Origin of the sequence: Gracilibacillus lacisalsi DSM 19029 (assembly GCF_000377765.1) — a bacterium.
In the GTDB taxonomy this organism is placed as follows: Bacteria; Bacillota; Bacilli; order Bacillales; family Amphibacillaceae; genus Gracilibacillus; species Gracilibacillus lacisalsi.
In genome coordinates, this window is the sequence record NZ_KB898663.1 from 258340 (window position 1) to 276530 (window position 18191).

The 18191-nt window shown below is 37.6% G+C and carries 19 protein-coding genes; 4 read left to right on the top strand and 15 right to left on the bottom strand.

From position 1 onward, the window contains the following. Positions 1-30: 30 nt before the first annotated feature. The 7 genes from D569_RS0103785 to lacZ form a co-directional block, all read right to left on the bottom strand. A complete protein-coding gene (locus D569_RS0103785) occupies positions 31-876 on the bottom strand; it encodes a carbohydrate ABC transporter permease (RefSeq protein WP_018931069.1) in 846 nt (281 codons plus the stop codon). A gap of 13 nt (positions 877-889) precedes the next feature. Beyond that, entirely contained in the window at positions 890-1810 is a 921-nt protein-coding gene (locus tag D569_RS0103790; RefSeq protein ID WP_018931070.1) for a carbohydrate ABC transporter permease, read from the bottom strand. A gap of 69 nt (positions 1811-1879) precedes the next feature. Continuing rightward, positions 1880-3178, bottom strand: a complete 1299-nt coding sequence (locus D569_RS0103795) for an ABC transporter substrate-binding protein (RefSeq protein ID WP_018931071.1) — start codon at positions 3176-3178, stop codon at positions 1880-1882. 471 nt (positions 3179-3649) lie between these two features. After that, positions 3650-4330: a YesL family protein gene (locus D569_RS0103800; RefSeq protein ID WP_018931072.1), complete on the bottom strand. Its 681-nt coding sequence runs from the start codon at positions 4328-4330 to the stop codon at positions 3650-3652. Positions 4331-4382: 52 nt separating this feature from the next. After that, a complete protein-coding gene (locus D569_RS0103805) occupies positions 4383-5417 on the bottom strand; it encodes a LacI family DNA-binding transcriptional regulator (protein WP_342662676.1) in 1035 nt (344 codons plus the stop codon). A 247-nt stretch (positions 5418-5664) separates the two neighbouring features. Then, positions 5665-5847, bottom strand: a complete 183-nt coding sequence (locus tag D569_RS0103810; RefSeq protein ID WP_018931074.1) for a cold-shock protein — start codon at positions 5845-5847, stop codon at positions 5665-5667. A gap of 61 nt (positions 5848-5908) precedes the next feature. Next, positions 5909-9010 carry a beta-galactosidase, LacZ type gene (gene lacZ / locus D569_RS0103815; RefSeq protein ID WP_018931075.1) on the bottom strand — a complete coding sequence of 1034 codons (3102 nt, stop codon included), beginning with the start codon at positions 9008-9010 and terminating at the stop codon, positions 5909-5911. Between the two features lie 133 nt (positions 9011-9143). Between lacZ and D569_RS0103820 the strand changes: the two genes are divergently transcribed. Continuing rightward, positions 9144-10127 (top strand): LacI family DNA-binding transcriptional regulator, encoded by a 984-nt coding sequence (locus D569_RS0103820; RefSeq protein WP_018931076.1) that lies wholly within the window; start codon positions 9144-9146, stop codon positions 10125-10127. 9 nt (positions 10128-10136) lie between these two features. Here D569_RS0103820 and D569_RS0103825 read toward each other — a convergent pair whose 3' ends face one another. The 7 genes from D569_RS0103825 to D569_RS0103855 form a co-directional block, all read right to left on the bottom strand. Then, positions 10137-10910, bottom strand: coding sequence for a sugar phosphate isomerase/epimerase family protein (locus tag D569_RS0103825; protein WP_018931077.1), 774 nt, complete (start codon positions 10908-10910; stop codon positions 10137-10139). A gap of 15 nt (positions 10911-10925) precedes the next feature. Next, complete coding sequence (locus tag D569_RS0103830) at positions 10926-11921, bottom strand: hydroxyacid dehydrogenase (RefSeq protein WP_018931078.1); 996 nt, start codon at positions 11919-11921, stop codon at positions 10926-10928. A gap of 359 nt (positions 11922-12280) precedes the next feature. Beyond that, positions 12281-12901 (bottom strand): hypothetical protein, encoded by a 621-nt coding sequence (locus tag D569_RS0103835; protein WP_018931079.1) that lies wholly within the window; start codon positions 12899-12901, stop codon positions 12281-12283. A 132-nt stretch (positions 12902-13033) separates the two neighbouring features. Then, complete coding sequence (locus tag D569_RS0103840) at positions 13034-14050, bottom strand: dienelactone hydrolase family protein (RefSeq protein ID WP_018931080.1); 1017 nt, start codon at positions 14048-14050, stop codon at positions 13034-13036. Between the two features lie 161 nt (positions 14051-14211). Further along, positions 14212-14355: a hypothetical protein gene (locus D569_RS24270; protein ID WP_018931081.1), complete on the bottom strand. Its 144-nt coding sequence runs from the start codon at positions 14353-14355 to the stop codon at positions 14212-14214. Then, a complete protein-coding gene (locus tag D569_RS24275; protein WP_018931082.1) occupies positions 14345-14515 on the bottom strand; it encodes a hypothetical protein in 171 nt (56 codons plus the stop codon). The genes D569_RS24270 and D569_RS24275 overlap by 11 nt, the downstream gene beginning before the upstream one ends. 32 nt (positions 14516-14547) lie before the next feature. Beyond that, positions 14548-14757 (bottom strand): hypothetical protein, encoded by a 210-nt coding sequence (locus tag D569_RS0103855; protein ID WP_018931083.1) that lies wholly within the window; start codon positions 14755-14757, stop codon positions 14548-14550. A gap of 163 nt (positions 14758-14920) precedes the next feature. Between D569_RS0103855 and D569_RS0103860 the strand changes: the two genes are divergently transcribed. The 3 genes from D569_RS0103860 to D569_RS23570 all read left to right on the top strand — a co-directional run bounded on the left by D569_RS0103860 (position 14921) and on the right by D569_RS23570 (position 17692). Beyond that, the gene (locus D569_RS0103860; protein WP_018931084.1) at positions 14921-15172 is read left to right on the top strand and encodes a YkuS family protein; all 252 of its coding nucleotides are present in this window, start codon (positions 14921-14923) and stop codon (positions 15170-15172) included. A 228-nt stretch (positions 15173-15400) separates the two neighbouring features. Next, the gene (locus tag D569_RS0103865) at positions 15401-16792 is read left to right on the top strand and encodes a Na+/H+ antiporter NhaC family protein (protein WP_018931085.1); all 1392 of its coding nucleotides are present in this window, start codon (positions 15401-15403) and stop codon (positions 16790-16792) included. Positions 16793-16846: 54 nt separating this feature from the next. Next, the gene (locus D569_RS23570) at positions 16847-17692 is read left to right on the top strand and encodes an alpha/beta hydrolase (protein ID WP_018931086.1); all 846 of its coding nucleotides are present in this window, start codon (positions 16847-16849) and stop codon (positions 17690-17692) included. Between the two features lie 26 nt (positions 17693-17718). Here the strand turns inward: D569_RS23570 and D569_RS0103875 are convergent, their stop codons facing one another. Beyond that, the gene (locus D569_RS0103875; protein ID WP_156822879.1) at positions 17719-18162 is read right to left on the bottom strand and encodes a hypothetical protein; all 444 of its coding nucleotides are present in this window, start codon (positions 18160-18162) and stop codon (positions 17719-17721) included. Positions 18163-18191 lie beyond the last annotated feature (29 nt).

Genomic DNA, 18191 nt, shown 5'->3' on the forward strand with positions numbered 1-18191 from the left:
GTGAATCCCTCTATTTTTTAATGTATTACCCTAACTTTTTACCGCACCCTCTGTCAGACTTTGAATAAATAATCTATTTAATAACAAGAATACGATGATCAGCGGGACAGTAGCCCAAAAGGTTCCAGACAAGATCATACCATTATCACGGACATAGTTATCAATCAAACCACGTAAAGCAACCTGAATCGTAAATGATGATTCTTCACGCAAGACAACCAGCGGCCATAGAAAGTCATTCCAAATATACATAAATCGAATAATCGCTAAAGTAGCAAACGCTGGTATAATAACTGGTACGGCAATATTCCAATACACTCTAAAGTTGGAGCAACCATCAATTTTGGCGGCATCCACCAGTTCATCTGGAACATTACTACTAATATATTGCCTCATCCAAAATATACCAAATGCATCAATCAACCCTGGTACAATAATGGCTTTTAAATCGTTTAACCAATCTAGTTTCGTAATGATGAAATATTGTGGAATTAAGCCCAATTGTGGTGGGATCATCATCGTAACCAAGATAAAGACAAACAAGACATTTTTACCTTTGAAGGAAAATTTAGCAAAAGCAAAACCTGCTAGAGAACATAGAAATAATACACCTATTGTTGTAACAGTTGATACAATAAGTGAATTCCAAATAGCACCAAAGAAATCGATAGTCTCTATTACTTTCACAAAATTCGTCACTAATTCTGCGCCCGGAATAAATGCCGGTGGCACACTATTAATCGCACTATTGTGGTTGGTTGCCATTACAAACATCCAATATAATGGAAAGATGGATAGAAAGGTAGCAATGGCAAGTAGCACATACACAAATATTCTCGAAGTGGAAACCTTTTTAGTTCCGACCTTTTCACTCATTGACTAACCCTCCTTATCTCCCAATCCGATTTGCAATTAAAACATTAATTGAGGATATGATAATGATAATAATAAATAAGATAATCGCAGCTGCTGAAGCTGGACCAAATGCTAAATTAGAAAATGCTTCACGGTATAAATAAAGCACTACGGTTATTCCTTCTTCTCTATATGTTCGACCAATATATATCAGTGGTTCGGTAAATAGTTGTAATGCACCAATTGTTGAAGTAAATACTGTTAATATAATGATTGGTCTTAACATCGGAATAGTAATATACTGTATTTTCTGTCTAATCGTTGCGCCATCAATCTGTGCAGCTTCATATAGTTCATTTGGAATAGCTTGAAGACCAGCTAAATAAATAATCGTGTTGTAACCAACCCAACGCCAAAAAACCATCGTGGAGATTGCCACTTTAACACCCCACCAGGATGTTCCCCAGCTAATAGGATCTACTCCGAACAAGCCGAAAATGACGTTAAATAACCCGAATTCCTGACTATTAAACATAATTCCAAACACAATAGCAACCGCAACGGTCGAAGTGACATAAGGCATAAAGATGGAAACTCGGAAGAAGCTTTTCATTCTTATCAATGCCGAATTTAATGCATATGCCAAAATAATCCCTATTAACAATTGAGGAAGTGTACCTAATACCCACATAATTAATGTATTGGTTAACGAAGTCCAAAATATCTCATCAGTAAGCACCCATTTAAAATTTTGCAATCCGACATATTCCATCTCACCTAAACCATTCCACTTTTGAAAGCCTAGGTAAAAACTAAAAAGAATGGGAAATAGTCCAAAAATAGCAAACAAAATAAAGAAAGGGGAAACATATAAATAACCTGATATCGCTTCTTTCGTTTTCTCATTCAAGGATGATTTTTTGTGCGTTTTAATCGATACATCTGTCCGAGACATTTCATTCTCTCCTTTCACTGATTTCAAACGGTCTATGAATGGACACCATAGACCGTTCGATAATCATCCTTATTGTCTCTCTAGTTGTGAATTGATACGTTCAACAGCTGCATCCCATTCTTCTTGAGGATCAGCACCTTCGACAGCAACATTAATAAGTGCTGTATTAAGTTCCGTGTCAACAGTTGCATAATTAATACCCATATAAACCGTTTTCACTGATTGGGCAGCCTCTGCAAAAATTTGTGCAGTAGGAGCACCATTGAAGTATTCGTCTGTAGTTGCTAAAAATTCTTCATTTTCATACACATCTGGAGTAGAAGGGAATAATCCAGCAATTTCAAATGATCTCAATTGTTGTTCTGGTGCTGTTAACCAAGCAATAAAATCAAATGCTTCCTGTGGGTATTCGGATTCTGCTGGAACCGTTAAAAACGAACCTCCCCAGTTACCTGCCCCTTCCGGTATATTTGCGATATCCCAATTGCCACCTGCATCTGGCGCATTACCTTTCACGTTAGCTACCATCCAACCCGGAGCACCAGGCATTGTAGCATAGCTTCCATCAGCCATTGCATTTCCCCATTCAGGAGTCCAAAGTTCATTTTGACCAATTAAATCTTCTTGAATCATTTTAGTAGTATAATCATAAGCTTCTTTCACAGTATCTTCGATGATCAATTCATCATCTTCATTAAAATATTGCTGATCTTGCTGGTCCCTAAGCGCATTGAAGACAAGCTGAGGAGCATCTGCCATAGGTTTACCGGTTTCCGCTTTGACAGTTTTAGCTGCCTCATAGTATGAATCCCATGTATCAATCTCTTCTGCTAGTTCTTCACGATCTGTTGGAAGGCCAGCTTCTTCCATTACATCTGTGCGATAAAACATAGTGGTTGGTCCAATATCAGTAGGTAATCCAATTTGAAATGATCCATCGACATTCTGTGCCTGTGCCCACTTCCAATCAAGAAAATTACCAGCGACATCCTCTGCTCCATAGTCATTTAAATTATAGAATTGATCTTGTGCATCTAAAAATTTTTTAATTGCACTAATTTCAATCTGAGCAATATCTGGTGCGCCACTTCCAGCTGAAATAGAAGTAAACAAATTGTTGTGCATATCTTCCATTTCACCTTCGTTAATCGTGATTTCAACGTTAGGATGTTCTTCCATGTATTCGTCTACTAACTCACCATAACCCGTACTTCCAAAAATCCAAAAATCTAACGATACAGTTTCACCATCGCCACCACTATCGTTGCCACCACCGTCATCACTACCAGCACTCTCATTGTCATCACTACAAGCAACTAAAGCGAATACTAGTGAAGAGAATACAACTAACATCAACCATTTTTTCATGATTCTAACCCCCATATTTTTATACTTAAATCTAACAACAAAAAATAATATAAATCAGACTTTTCTACCTCTAGAATACGAGGTATTACTTCAGAAAAAAGAAATCGGTTTCCTTAAAAGCGAAAAAAATAAACACTTAATTACACTGCAGCATAATGTATCCGCTTTCTTAATCCATTATATTACTTGAATATTGCAAAATCAACAGTTTTTTGAAATAATTCTTAGTAAATTATCTTTATAAAGAAAACGGTTTCCTTTCCTGGTACATTTATGGCTATGATTAACAATTAAGATATGGTAACAACTTCTACGGGAATTGCACGAGCCGAAAATACATCAAACATTCAAAATAACTACTTCGCTTAATACAGTCATTGCACTGATTTTATACTTTCTGTACTTACAATCTAGAGCTCTTTACTAATACTTTGCGATATAAATAAAACTGCTTCTCAACCTAAGAAGCAGTTAACGATAACGATATTTTAATAAACACTGATCCAAAAAGTCTTGCGGTAATTTTTTGACAGCTTTTTGCCATATATTAATATGAATAAATGCAAAAAGACTCACACCTGCAATAATTGCCATAGGGAAATATAATCCAACAATTACAAAAATAGCACCTATGCCTCCAATTAATAATATATCAGGCAAGATGGTAATCGAAGCAATCCAAGCGTGTTTCCATAACTTTAAGCCTTTTAAATGAGATGTGACGATTAATGGCAGCATTGCTATTAAGGTGAGAATGAAAATACTTGCTGCAAATAACCATATCACTTGCATAACAAAATGCAGAAATCCGTTAAATGTCGGAAGAATACTTGCATTTAAATTAAAGATAATCGCAAGCACACCAACATTAATGCCTAAAAATAGCGTATTTCTAAAATTCAGTTTAAAAGCTTGATAAAACGTCTTCCATACCCCTGTTATATCTATCCCATGTTTCGACCATTCCAAGACAACAGCATACATAGCAACAGTTGCGGGAATAACGGTAACAATCCCTAATGAGAAGAAAAACCATAATAACTGTAATGCCAAAAACGAAGCAAATACATGTAGAATGCGAAACAGCATCGTTTCCGTCTGGTTCATCTCATCACCCATTTCTTCTATTATTTTAGAATATTGTGTTAACATTATAGCCGTTTTCTAAAATAATAAACGTCCTCAATGAGAAAAAATAGCTGATTTAAATTTGTCCGGAATCTCTGATAATTAATTCCGGGTCCACATATACAGATTTCTGTACTTTCCTCTCATTTATTAAGTCATGCAATATATTGGCTGCCAGCTTTCCTATCTTCATTTGATCCTGCTTTACTGTTGCCAAAGTAGGATCACTGTATCTACATGCCTCAATGTCATCACAACCAATTATTTTGATGTCTTTAGGAACCGATAACCTCGATTCTTTAATCGCTTTCAAAGCTCCTAACGCCATCATATCGGACACAGCATAAACCGCCTCAGGTATACTTCCTTCTTCTAAGATTTCCTTCATTTTTTCATAGCCGCTCTCTTCAAAAAAGTTTCCGTATTTAATCCATTTATCACGCAAGTCCATTCCAAAATCTTGCATGGATTGTTCATACGACGCTTTACGTACATTGGAGATTATCGAATCTTCTTGTCCTCCAATAAATGCTAATTTTCGAATGCCATTCAAATAAAAATACTCAACAACCTGTCTTGAAATTTTTTCATTGTCCGTCATCACATAACTGGAATGCTCGCCAGATAATTCTAAATCGACAGCCACTGTCGGTATATCACTTTGATCTAATTGATAAATTGCTTCCTCGATATGCTCCCCTGCAATAATTAAACAGCCATCTAATTGGTAGTGCTTTGCTCGAGCTACATAGTCTTCTTTCCCAATATTAAACGATTGGTTTGAAAAAACAAGAATATCGTAGCCCAGCTGTCCTACCGTGTTTTTGAAGGAATTAATAACCTGGTTAAAAAAAGGATGGTTGAATTCAACATGAACTTCCCCAGCATATATAAGGCCGATCATATTCGATTTCTTTGTTGCAAGAGCTTTTGCTGAAAAACTTGGTTGATATCCTGTATCTTCTATGACCTTCTTTACTTTTTGAATCGTGTTTGGGCTAATGCTGCCAGTTTGGTTAATTACTTTTGACACTGTTCCTGGTGAAACCCCTGCCATTTTTGCAATCTCTCGTATCGTCAACTTCATAATTTTATCCCTCTGCCTCTTTATCTAATTAAAATGTCCGAACAACAAAACATTCTATACTCTATTTTTAGCTTTTTATTGCCCCTTCTGTCAAGCTAGAAAGCAAATAACTATTGATTAGTTATACGATAATTGAAAATGTTCAGATGTAATCATCATCCTAGAAATACTTCCTAGCTCTTTAATAAACAAATACTTTTTCCATACAGTTAGCTTATCTCAATAAATAATGAAGAAGCTACTCCCTGACCGAGGAGTAGCTTCTCATCTATTATTTCATTTCCGGAATTACTCTTACTTCCTTCTTCATTTCTGATTTACAGATTGGACATGCAGGTTCTTTTTCAAATGAATAATTCTCACGCATCCAGCCTTGACAATCATCACTTACACAGGACCAAACATTCGTCTCAACATTTTGGACAGGTTCTTTCTGGTTATTAAAATAAGCCATACGGCACTCCCTTTCATGGGTGATACCTCTATTATACGCTTATTTGTCCACAAATACAAAGTTATCTGGAAAAACCTTTTAATGTGAATTGATAACGATAAGAACTATTCGCATGCAATCGATATTCTGGATGAACCTGTTGACCCCAGCTATCATCTCCTCCAACACCCATTTGCCAACCATTAACACGAACAGAAACTTTATCTGATTCTGGCAATTTATAATGATGACTAGCTTCTTCTAATTCAAATGGTGTATAGGAAAGAGCATTTACTTCAACGGTAGGGTCTCCCGTTATCTTCAGACCATTGCCTTCTCCATCGGAAAGCTCCAACCAACGGACACCACACTTATTTCCGCTTTCCTGTGGTTTTAAGTATGGCTGTAATTGATCGTTGACTTTACCATTATGAATGGCTATTTTACCGCTTTTTTGGCGATCCCAATACGTTTCATGTGGTCCTTTACCATACCAAGTCAGATTCTCAAAAGTAGCACCCATTTCAAAGTGCATGCCGATCTCCGGTATATCCGCTGACCTTTCTCCAGGAAGTAATTGCTGTTCTACTTCAATCTCTCCCGTTGGATCTATCGTATAAGTTAAGTTAACCATCGAAATAGTGGATGTAGGCAGGCGATAACTTGCTTCAACTACGATCTGCTTTTCACTGTCATGAACCTTGAAATCAACCAATTGTCTTTCCAAACTAGCTTTACGCCATTCACCACTTGTTTGATCTACCTTTGCACCACGATCATTATCAGTCATTGCTCGCCAGTAATTCGGTACAAGTGGCTGTCTGATAAACTCCGTACCTTTCACTTGATAGGAGGACAATAAGCCTGATTTCTTTTCAAACGTAACTGTAAATGATTCACCAGTCATTCGATAAACATGAGCATCCTCTTCGATATGCACATTGCCACTGACAAGTTCTTTATTTGAAGCAGCAGGGACAATAAATTGCTCAAAAGCCACCTCATGATCTGTTTCTGCCCAGAATGGTGGATGCTCATAAATTACTTGTAATGTAACAATTTGCTCTTTTGTTGGCTGAAATTGTTCGCTTTGATAGGCTAATTTTACGATTTGTTCACTACCTGGTTCCGCATCTAACGGGTGAATGCCAGACTCTATTACTTTTCCGTTCTCTTCTACAGTCCAAACTAATTTATAATCGTTTAAACGTTGGAAAAGATTTTTATTTACTACTTTAAATTCACCAGTCTTCATATTAATAGCTTCGAAATCAATATTACGATAGCATGCTTTCGTTTCTAGCAGTTTTGGCGAAACAGTACCATCAGCAAAAATTAAGCCGTCACCGGCAAAATTACCATCATGTGGGGATTCACCAAAGTCACCGCCATAAGCAAGAAATTCCGTTCCATCTTTCGTCTGATGTCTTAATGCTTGATCTTTCCAATCCCAAATAAAGCCACCTTGCAAGGAAGGATATTGATCAAAAAGCTTTGTATATTTATGGAGGTTTCCGGTGGAGTTCCCCATCGAATGACTGTATTCACACAAAATATACGGCTTTTTCTCTCCCGGCTGCTTTGCGTAAAATTCTAACTCCTGTGGACTACGGTACATGGTTGTTTCCATATCCGATGCATCATCAGAACGACGGTAATGGAATATTCCTTCATAATGGACAAGGCGAGTCGGATCCTCATTTTTAAAATAATCATGCATTTTCAGAAAGTTATCTCCACCAAATGACTCATTCCCAAGAGACCAAATAACGATCGAGGCATGATTTTTATCACGTTCATACATAGATTTACAACGGTCTAAAACATTGGCAGTCCATTCTGGTTTACTTCCAGGTAAAGCATCCTCCAATGTTTCCTGACCATAACGCCAGGTACCATGGGTTTCCAGGTTGGTTTCGTCAATCACGTACAAGCCATACTGATCACATAAATCATACCACTTCGGATGGTTCGGATAATGGGAAGTTCGAACCGCATTAATATTATGCTGCTTCATCAAGACAATATCATCAATCATATCTTGTTCGGTTACAGCTCGTCCTCTGTCTGCTGTGAATTCATGACGGTTAACCCCTTTGAAGATAATCCGTTTTCCATTTATATGCATCATATTGTCGATTAGTTCAAACTGACGGAACCCTACTTTTGTTGCAAATACCTCAACAACCTCATCATTGTCACCTGTTAAAGTAAAAACAAGTGTGTATAAATAGGGGTCTTCCGCACTCCATTTTTTAGGATTTGGTATCGTTGTTTTCGTTGTTACTTCTGCTTTTTCTTTATCGGTAATATCAAGTTCAACTGACTGTTTGGTAACGACTTCATGCTCATCCGTTAATAATTCTACTTCTAGACGACTGGCAGAGAAGGGTTTTAGATGATAGTTGATTAGTTGTGCTTGCACTTCCAATTCTGCATTCTCATAGTCTTGATCAAAAGTAGTGCGGACACGATGGTCATATAAGTGAATGTCCGGTAAAGCATATAAGTAAACATCACGAAAAATTCCACTCATACGCCAAAAATCCTGATCCTCTAACCAGCTTGCATCTGCCCAGCGATATACTTCCACCGCTAATTTATTTTCTCCAGCTTGTAAATACGGAGTCAGATTAAATTCAGCTGGTGTAAATGTATCCTCACTATAACCTACGAGCTCTCCATTTAACCACACGTAAAAAGCAGCTTCAACTCCTGCAAAATGTAAGACAACCGGTTGGTCAGCCCACTTTTCAGGCACCTCAAAGGTTGTCACGTATTGACCTACTGGATTATAATTGGTTGGAGCAAAAGGTGCTTTAATGTCATCATGTTCAATCCAAGGATATCTTGTATTGACATATTGAGGATAATCGTATCCTTCTAATTGCCAATGTGCAGGTACTGAAATCTGATCCCAACTGGAAACATCATAATCGGTCTGGTAAAAATTGTTTATTCTTTTGTCTGGATTTTCCGAAAAGTGAAAATACCATTCACCATTTAGATTTTGGTAATAAGGTGACTGCTGTTCTTGTTGTGCCAAAGCCTGTTTGCGACTTTGATAAGGAATCGCTATGGCATGCTGTGGCATCCGGTTTAATTGAAATATATCGGGATTATTATTCCATTCCGGATAACCATTCTTTGGAGCTGTGTATTCTAACTTTGATTTGTTTAACATCAAAACCCTCCTCATTCTGAAATCGTATACATTCTGTAACAAAAGATTGTGTTTTCTTAGCTAGTATAATAAAATAATTAGTAAAACTAGTCAAGTTAAATTTTACTTATTTTACTTAAAGGTAGTGAATAGTATGGCAACCATTAAAGAAATTGCCGAAAAAGCTGGTGTTTCGATCGCAACAGTCTCACGAGTATTAAATTACGATCCGAAGCTATCAGTAGGTGATGACACGAAAAAAAAGATTTTTGAAATCGCAGAGTCCCTTTCTTATCAGAAGAAGGCACCTCGGAAAAAAATAACGAGAAGAATTGCATTCGTACATTGGGTAACAGAAGCCGAGGAACTTACCGATTTATATTACATGGGGATCCGACATGGCATTGAAGAGCAGTCCAATCAGCATCATCTTCACTTATTAAAATATACGGTACATGAATTGGCGGATATTCCGAAAGATATAGACGGCATTCTTGCGGTCGGGCGTTTTAGTAAAAAACAAATTGACCAATTCAAACAGCTAACACAACATATTGTCTTGGTCGATTCTGACATTGAACATACTGGTTGTGACGCGGTACTGACTGATTTTCGCAGCGTGATCAGACAAGCAGTAGATCATTTTTTAACGCTTAATCTCACGCAGATTGGCTTTATTGGCGGGAAGGAAACATTACAAGGAACAGCCGATCCTGTCCGAGATATTCGTGAACATTGCTTTCGAGAATATATGAAGGAAATAGAGTTATTAGATGAAAGGCTGATACTATTAGATCATTTTAATGTTGGCAGTGGGTATGATTTAATGAATCAATTTTTAGAAAATCCATTGGAAAATAAGATTGGTTTTGTCGCCGCTAACGATCCGCTGGCTATCGGTGCACTGAAAGCGGTAAATGAAGCCAAAATCGAGATACCTGATCATATCAGCTTAATAGGCATTAATGATATTAGCGTTTCGAAATATGTTTATCCAGCACTCACAAGTGTTCGGATTGAAAAAGAGTTGATGGGGAAAACTGCGGTAGACCTGATGATGGAACGGTTGCGAGATGATCGGCAAATTTGCAAGAAAGTGTATATCGATACAACCTTAATCAAAAGAGAAACAACCTGATATGCGTTATCAGGTTGTTTTATATATGGTATCTCTTAACATATGCAATGTTTGAGCATCTTTCAGAAATTGTCTTTCATCATCATCTTTGACAAATTCCATTAATACATAGCGATCATGTCCATCTTGCTGGATTGCCTTTATATATTGTTGCCATTCTCCTTCACCACTTATAAGCTCCAATCGGTCCTCGAAAGAATGCCAGTGAAAAATATGGACATTCGTTATCCACTCCTTCACTAAATCGATACTCGCTAACCGTTCTGCTACGGAGACATTATTAGCAGGCTGCCAATATAGGAAAAGGTTAGGATGATTGATCTCTTCCATTAGTCGTCTGGCACTTTCTTTTGTATCTGTTAACGTATGATCATGATATTCCAAATGTACAGTAACCCCTTCATCTGAGGCTAAATCTGCTACCCTTCTAGCATCCTCAACTACTTTTTTACGATCATGATCATTTGCCTCGTTACTTCCTTTCATACCTGCCCAAACACGAATTGCCGGTGCTTGTAATTTCTTTGCCGTCTCCAGAATTGTGGTAAAATCATATTCATTACCAGTATGGTCTGCTAGCCGATAGTAAGAACCGTAGGAACTTACCTCTAAGCCTCGTGATCTCGTGATTTCACCTACTTTTTCTGCATGCTCGTAATCTCTAGGTGGAACATGGACATCTCCCCCCCATTCAATCCCATCTAACGAAACTTCCATCGCTAAATCTACAATTTGTTCTGGACTTTTATCACGAAATGTTACCGAGCACAAACCTATTTTCATGCTACATCCCCTTTCTTAAGCCATTTTTTGAAATTGCTGCTTAGATACGGACCATTTGAGCGGTTCCTCGTTGATATATCGCTTTAATTCCTTTAACATATAGGCACCCATTCTGCCACATTCTTCTCCTTCACTTCCAGCCAAGTGAGGTGTTAACACAACATTTTGCATTTGGTATAACGGAGAGCCTTGCTCTGGAGGTTCAGGATCCGTTACATCCAATACTGCGGTAATGTCTGTTCTATGTTGTAAAACATCGATCATTTCTTTCTCACGGACAACTGCTCCTCTAGCAGTATTAATGAAGCTAGCTCCTTTCTTCATCACGCTAAAATGATTAGCCGTAATCATACCAATTGTTTCCTCCAACAACGGCGTGTGAAGGGAAACAACATCTGCTTTGCGAAAAACATCTTCCAGTGAACACAGTTTTACCCCTAATTGATTGGCCTCTTCCTCTGAAACAAATGGATCGTAAGCTAAAATATCTATATCAAATGGTTTTAACAACTCTACTGTATGTCTCCCGACTGTACTTAAAGATATTAATCCGACAACACTCCGGTAAGCGCCTTTTATAGCAAAAGGTTTTGTTGGATATTGTTGGTTAGCCTCAATACCACGTACAAATTGCCAACCGTTTTTTAAACAAAATAGAATTTGTGATAAGGTAAATTCTGCTACTGGTTGTCCATTTGCCGAAACTGCTGTTGTAAATAGAATACCTCTTTCCCAGGCTGCTTCTGTAGCGACGGTTTTAATCGAGCCAGCTGCATATAACACCGCTTTCAAATTTGGTGCATGTTCTAGTAATCTTTCATTTAACTCTGGACAGCCCCAGCCAGTTAGTAATATCTCCACCTCTTGAAGTACTGATAAATCATCCAACACTTGTTCTTTATTGATAGGCTCTGCTACTATATCAACCAATTGCTCAATCTCTTCCCTTACAAACTTTGGATATACTAGATCAAACGAACGCTGATCCATTACATAAATGGCTTTTTTCATCGTAAACACACCTTCTAACTTATAAAATATAAAATTACAAGCAACTATTCATAGCTAAAACTCAAACTAATGAATTAGCTGTTGATTTCTACGGCTTGGATATATTGGGCGACACTAACGTTTTATGGAGTGGACATTTAATTCGTTATTTAATGGAAAAACAGCTATTATTCGATGGTGGCGGACATTTAATCCCTTATTCGGTTACTTTTGATCAAAATAAGCGTTATTTTCGATGAATAGCGGAATAATTGTCCGTTAACACGCTAAAAACGGCACTTTTGTAACAAATAACGGAACAGATGTCCGCTCCCATTATCTAATGAGAAATCGACAAGTTGTTCTTGTCGATTTCTTGGTTAGGATTCTAATAACGTTTCTAAAAATTGTGTGGTTTTGTCATGGTTTTCTGAATTAATAGGGATGATTAAAACCTTATCCTGGAAAGGCTCGATATCATCAAAAACATCTAATTGGTTCGTATCTATCCCATATACCGATTCTGTTCCGAACTGATATAATTCCACACCATTCTGCTCCAATAATGATTCGTCAACCACTTCGTCTACTTCTAATATTCCTTCCTGTTCTACCATTTGTTCCGCTATCGTTTCATTCGTTACAATAATATCCACCATATTAGCCCCAATATTAGCCCAAAACTTTTGAATATCTGCATAGGACAAATCCGCAATAGATTCGCCTCCAGAAGTTATATTATTTACTGTTACTTGGAATTCATCAAAGTATTTCTCATTGACTTGATTGGAGAATTGCTCCGTAATATCATACGGTATTTGGCTGACAACCATCACTTCATAGGTTTCTTCTTTCTCCCCAAAAATAGTCGATAAAATGGATACTAGAAAAGCTACTCCTAATACAATCCCAATTATGTGGATTTTATAATATTCCCAAATATAATCTACTGCTTCTTTAAAAGACATCGTTTTCAACGTTTCCCATAATTTTTTCATCACGCAACTTCTCCCCCTGCTACCATTCTGTCTTTAATTATGAGTATATCACATTCATGAGAAACTGAAATCGCAAACAAGAATTTTACATAAAGTTTCCGTCGTTTATAGATTTCATCGTATAGTGAGCCTACCTCAATGGGAAAGCAACTGATCTATCAACCAATCATACGACTTTCTTCCACTAATTTCATGTACCCCAGGAAAAATATCATAAGCGAATTTTTCAGGGCGATTATGATAGTATTTCTCAATTTCAGCAATTGCCTCTTTTACAAATTTATTGGGAAAAATCGGATCTTTTTCCCCTGATTCAATAAATAAACTTCTTGGTGAAATTAATGATATCCATTCCGGCAATTCCGCATAATTCAAAATCCCCGGTATATAATTATCAATACAATGATGCATCGCCATAATGCTTCCCTTAAAAGTATTCGGGAATCCTGTTAAGACAGTTGCACTTACACGTAGGTCTAGGGCAGCTGTATATGTCGTAATGACTGCTCCACCAGAAAAACCCATCATTCCTATTCGTGCAGTATCTACGTCAGAACAGGCTTCGATATAATCTAACATACGACGTGCCTCCCATATTCGTAAACCTGCAAGAGTTTTCCCTTCCAATAACAGGTTTGTTGCCATTGCTTCACAAGAATTAATATTGCCAGCTTCCTTATCTCGAGTGAGGCGCCGATCTCCAAATCCCATTACTTCTGGTGCGAACACTTTCATACCACGTTTCACCAATTCTACTGCAAATTGCTTATGAATACCTGGCTCTCCTTGTTCTTCTTCTCCACTTTTAGTCAGTCCAACTGCTTCGTTAATACCATAGCCATGACCATGGAGTGCTAAAACCGAAGCATAGGTTTGTTGTTCATTTTTGGGTGTCAAGACATAGACTGGTATGTGGATTAATTCTGTAACTGGTAAGGAAATCAACTCTCTGGTATAGTCATCAAATTCTTTCGTTTCCTTAACAGTAGGTTTCATCTCCACTCGTGTTTCGTCTAAATATGAGAAGTCACCTAACAACTCTACTAAACTACTTTTTAAAGTTAGTTTTCGTTCGATGGGGCCAACTGCTTTAACCGTTTCTTCTAGTGCATTATCATAAAATTGGTTAAACAATCGATCTAACTGATTCATATGTCCAACTCCTTTTAGATTACGTAGCCAAAAATGAAAACGTTTTAAAGTGTAATTCTATTATATACGATTTTGGTACTTTAAAAAAATAAAAAATCTAAAAGGAGTTTAAAATTATTGAAAGGGCTAACCTTCATTTTCGAAAGTTAGCCACAAATAGATTATAGTCCACCACAATGTCTGCCAGTTTGTCTTCTCACCATTTCATTTCTTTCTCCGCCATCCGATAGTTCTTCAGAAAATTCATGATCTTTCTTATTTTTTAGTTTGTCATTGGTATGATTTGATTGTCTTTTATTTTTCACCTTGTCCACCTGTTTCCGTATTTAAATAATCATTACCAGGTTCCTTCGACGCTTGTTGTAGTCTTGTTTCATCCCTATCAGGATGATGTGTTTCATGATTAATTTCAGGTATTGACTCTTGTTCAATCTCTACTGTTTTTGGTGGTTTTTTCTCTTTCATACTAATCACCCTTTTTTCCGTTTTATTCAAGGTTACGAGTTATTTCTTACTTGTTCTATTTCTTTGTTAGCAACATATTCATTCGCTTCTTCCAATTCTTTATGTGCGTCAACAGAGTCTCCTGCATAGCGCTCACTTGAATCCTCAAGATGGGCAGGATCTACGTCTTTTCTGATCCCTAATTCTCCATCCTGGTTTGCTTGGTTAGGCATATGAAAGGTCTTTTTTCGCTTACTTTTCATGATAATCACCTCATCGTTATTTTTTGCATTGCTCTTATTTTCATGCGGAAGGAATTTAATAAGTTAAAAAATTTGAGGAATAAAACGATAAAAGTAGTAAAAAATATGACTATGTATGAAAGAACATATTAAAAGATGATGTTAATTTAAGGAGGAAAATAAAATGGCGCGTATTGGAGTAGAGGAATCCTTAACAGCAGTACAACAACAATTACAGGAAAATGGGCATGAAGTCATCACATTAAGACAAGAACAAGATACTAATGGCTGTGATTGCTGTGTAGTTTCTGGTCAAGATCAAAATGTGATGGGAATGCAAGACACTGCGATTCAAGGTTCAGTAATTAGTGCTCAAGGACTTAATGCGAATGACGTTTGTCAGCAAGTAGAGCAAAGATTGCAGCAGCAGCAGTAAATTTTATATAAAAATGAGAGCGAAAAACCAGCCTTCCAATCATGAAACGGCTGGTTTTCTTATTTTTATATAACATGCTCATCTATGATGCTGTCAATGTTGAAGCATCTAGCTTTTCTACCTATTCAGCCGGACAACCACTCCCCATTTTACCCTTTTACCAAAGTATAGTTTTATCATTTTAATACAAGCTATAAGCATCAGTTTGTTATCAAAGGAGCTACACAAATGGAAGGTAGTTGGATTGCCATTATTCCGTTTATCGTTGTGATCGTGACAGCGATAAAAACAAAACAAGTATTCCCGGGATTAACTCTAGGACTGATCGTTGGGGCTTATTTCGTTGAACCGTCTCTAATAGGTGGTATCGAACAAGCAGCACAATATATCGTAGACAGCTTAACTGATATTAATAATTTAAAGATCATCATTTTCTTATATATGTTTTCTGGTCTTGTCGGAATTATGAAGGCTTCAGGTGGTATCAAAGGATTTGTTGCATTGACTTCTGAGAAAATTAATACAAAGCGAGAAGCCATTTTGCTAACGTGGGCTTCGACACTTGGTACATTTAGTGCTCCTAGTTTCCGGATTGTAACAGTAGCACCAATTATGAAGGCATTATTACAAAAAATTAACATGACTCGCAAAGAACTTGCCTTTATGATTGAGACAAGTACACAACCTGTTATTGTGTTAATCCCGATTGCTACAGCTTTTGTTGGTTATATGGTTTCCGTTATCGAAATGGGTTTGCAAAATCAAGGAATTGAAGCTGATCCTTATTCTATGTTTATTCGCAGTATTCCGTTTAATTTTTTTGCCATTTCAATGATTGTTATCGGGACATTATTCGTTATATTCCGCCATCCAAAAGAAATTGATCAAGATGAACGTGACCCTGAACGAATTAAAGATGAAGACAACAGCTCTGCCGATGATATCGAAGCAAAACCATGGAATTTAATCATTCCCGTATCATTAGTGATTATCTTAACTTTGTTCCTGACCTGGTGGGATGGTAATCAACAAGGATATGGATTTTTCCAGGCCTTTATCGAAGCCGATGTCTTACAGGCAATGGTGGTGGCATTATTTATTACCTTATTAATAACGGTCATCATGCAAATCATTCAAAAAAAATCGTTAAAAAACACTATACATGAGTTTATTGAGGCTGGAAATAATCTTATGTCTGTCATCCTTTTATTAGCTGTTGTATGGGGATTATCTTCTGTTACGGAAGATCTCGGTTTTTCAACGTTTGTTACCAACAATGTAGATTGGGTACCAGCTATGTTGATTCCACCTGTCATGTTTTTAATTGGTTCGTTTGTGTCCTATTTTATTGGCTCTTCCTGGGGAACATGGGGGATTTTAATGCCACTTGGGGTCTCTCTGGCACAGGCTGCTGATGCATCCTTTCCTTTAGTAATAGGAGCAGTATTTGCAAGCGGATCATTTGGTTCAATCGCATCACCGTTAAGTGACAACAATAATACGATTGCTGGATTGTTGAACATTAATGCGATGCAATACGCTAGGTATAAATTAGTTCCAGCATTAATCGCACTTGCTATTTCGACCGTTCTATATGGTGTGATGACATTTATCTTATAGTTGAGACTTACATCAGTGACTATAGTAGTGATAAAGCTAAAGTGGAGGTATATCATGTATTCGAGCAATTATATCCAATCAAAAGATGGCATTAACCTTTTTTATCAAACCTGGACACCTTCTCATCCAAAGGCAGTCATTATTATTGTGCACGGAGCCGGTGAACATTCTGGCAGATATCAGCCGATTACCGCCCAATGTGTCAACCATGAAATTGCTGTAGTTGCCCCTGACTTACGAGGTTTCGGGCAATCAGAAGGAGCTCGGGGGCACATCAATACATTCCAGGAATATGTAGACGACCTGCATACGCTCGTTGAGCTGGTATCCGCTCAGTTTCAACATATGCCCATTTTTTTATTCGGTCACAGCTTAGGTGGTTTAATTGTGATTCGTTACAGTCAAATATACGCATATGAGACAAATGGTGTAATCCTATCTTCACCCGCATTAGCATTGCGTTTTGAGCTGCCTTCTTTTAGCAAGAAAATCCTTGCAGTTGCTTCTAGTGTATTACCGAACCTATCGATACGTCCTAATAAGTGGGAAAGGATTTTCAGAGCAATCACATCCTTAGAACCATATCTACCAAAGAAAAAAGAACTAAAAAAAGACCCATTAATGACGTCTCAATATACGCCACGTTGGCTATTTGAGTTAATCCAAAATGGAGTTGATGCGATAGCAGAAGCAGCCTTATTCCAATTCCCAGTTCTATTTGTCTACGATCAAAAAGATCCGATCATACATCCTCGTTTTATTCAAGATTTTTTCCATTCCGTTTCGATACCGGATAAGCATTTCGTTACGTTTAATGATGGATTCCATCATCCGCTACAAGCCCACTATCGAGATTTAGCACTGGATAATGTTATGCAATGGATCAATAAGCGGCTATGAGTAATAAAAAAGGATAAATTCATCATTTATTCCGGGAAGGGAGTGCTTTTCCCTTGGAGCATAATTTCGCTTCCGGGGATAAGTGCTCCGCTTCCGGGGATATTCGCTTCTCTTCCCTGGATATATCCATTTATCCAGGGAACAGGACGCCTTTTCCTCGGAAGAGAATGCTTTTCCCCGGAGTAGGATTTCGCTTCCGGGATAAGTGCTCCGCTTCCGGAGATATTCGCTTCCCTTCCCTGGATATATCCATTTATCCAGGGAACATGAGACCTTTTCCTCGGAAGGGAATGCTTTTTCCCCGGAACAGGATTTCGCTTCCATGGATAAGTGCTCCGCTTCCTGGGATATTCGCTTCTCTTCCCTGGATATATCCATTTATCCAGGGAACAGGAGACCTTTTCCTCGGAAGGGAATGCTTTTTCCCCGGAGCAGGATTTCGCTTCCGGGGATATCCAATAATTACTCAATAGAACGAACCGCAAGTGAAACTAGACTA

Bases quoted from the DNA above. Each gene is read 5' to 3' on its own strand.
- D569_RS0103785 (WP_018931069.1), bottom strand. From the start codon at position 876: ATGAGTGAAAAGGTCGGAACTAAAAAGGTTTCCACTTCGAGAATATTT.
- D569_RS0103790 (WP_018931070.1), bottom strand. From the start codon at position 1,810: ATGTCTCGGACAGATGTATCGATTAAAACGCACAAAAAATCATCCTTG.
- D569_RS0103795 (WP_018931071.1), bottom strand. From the start codon at position 3,178: ATGAAAAAATGGTTGATGTTAGTTGTATTCTCTTCACTAGTATTCGCT.
- D569_RS0103800 (WP_018931072.1), bottom strand. From the start codon at position 4,330: ATGTTAACACAATATTCTAAAATAATAGAAGAAATGGGTGATGAGATG.
- D569_RS0103810 (WP_018931074.1), bottom strand. From the start codon at position 5,847: ATGGCTTATTTTAATAACCAGAAAGAACCTGTCCAAAATGTTGAGACG.
- lacZ (WP_018931075.1), bottom strand. From the start codon at position 9,010: ATGTTAAACAAATCAAAGTTAGAATACACAGCTCCAAAGAATGGTTAT.
- D569_RS0103820 (WP_018931076.1), top strand. From the start codon at position 9,144: ATGGCAACCATTAAAGAAATTGCCGAAAAAGCTGGTGTTTCGATCGCA.
- D569_RS0103825 (WP_018931077.1), bottom strand. From the start codon at position 10,910: ATGAAAATAGGTTTGTGCTCGGTAACATTTCGTGATAAAAGTCCAGAA.
- D569_RS0103830 (WP_018931078.1), bottom strand. From the start codon at position 11,921: ATGAAAAAAGCCATTTATGTAATGGATCAGCGTTCGTTTGATCTAGTA.
- D569_RS0103840 (WP_018931080.1), bottom strand. From the start codon at position 14,050: ATGAATCAGTTAGATCGATTGTTTAACCAATTTTATGATAATGCACTA.
- D569_RS24275 (WP_018931082.1), bottom strand. From the start codon at position 14,515: ATGAAAGAGAAAAAACCACCAAAAACAGTAGAGATTGAACAAGAGTCA.
- D569_RS0103855 (WP_018931083.1), bottom strand. From the start codon at position 14,757: ATGAAAAGTAAGCGAAAAAAGACCTTTCATATGCCTAACCAAGCAAAC.
- D569_RS0103860 (WP_018931084.1), top strand. From the start codon at position 14,921: ATGGCGCGTATTGGAGTAGAGGAATCCTTAACAGCAGTACAACAACAA.
- D569_RS0103865 (WP_018931085.1), top strand. From the start codon at position 15,401: ATGGAAGGTAGTTGGATTGCCATTATTCCGTTTATCGTTGTGATCGTG.
- D569_RS23570 (WP_018931086.1), top strand. From the start codon at position 16,847: ATGTATTCGAGCAATTATATCCAATCAAAAGATGGCATTAACCTTTTT.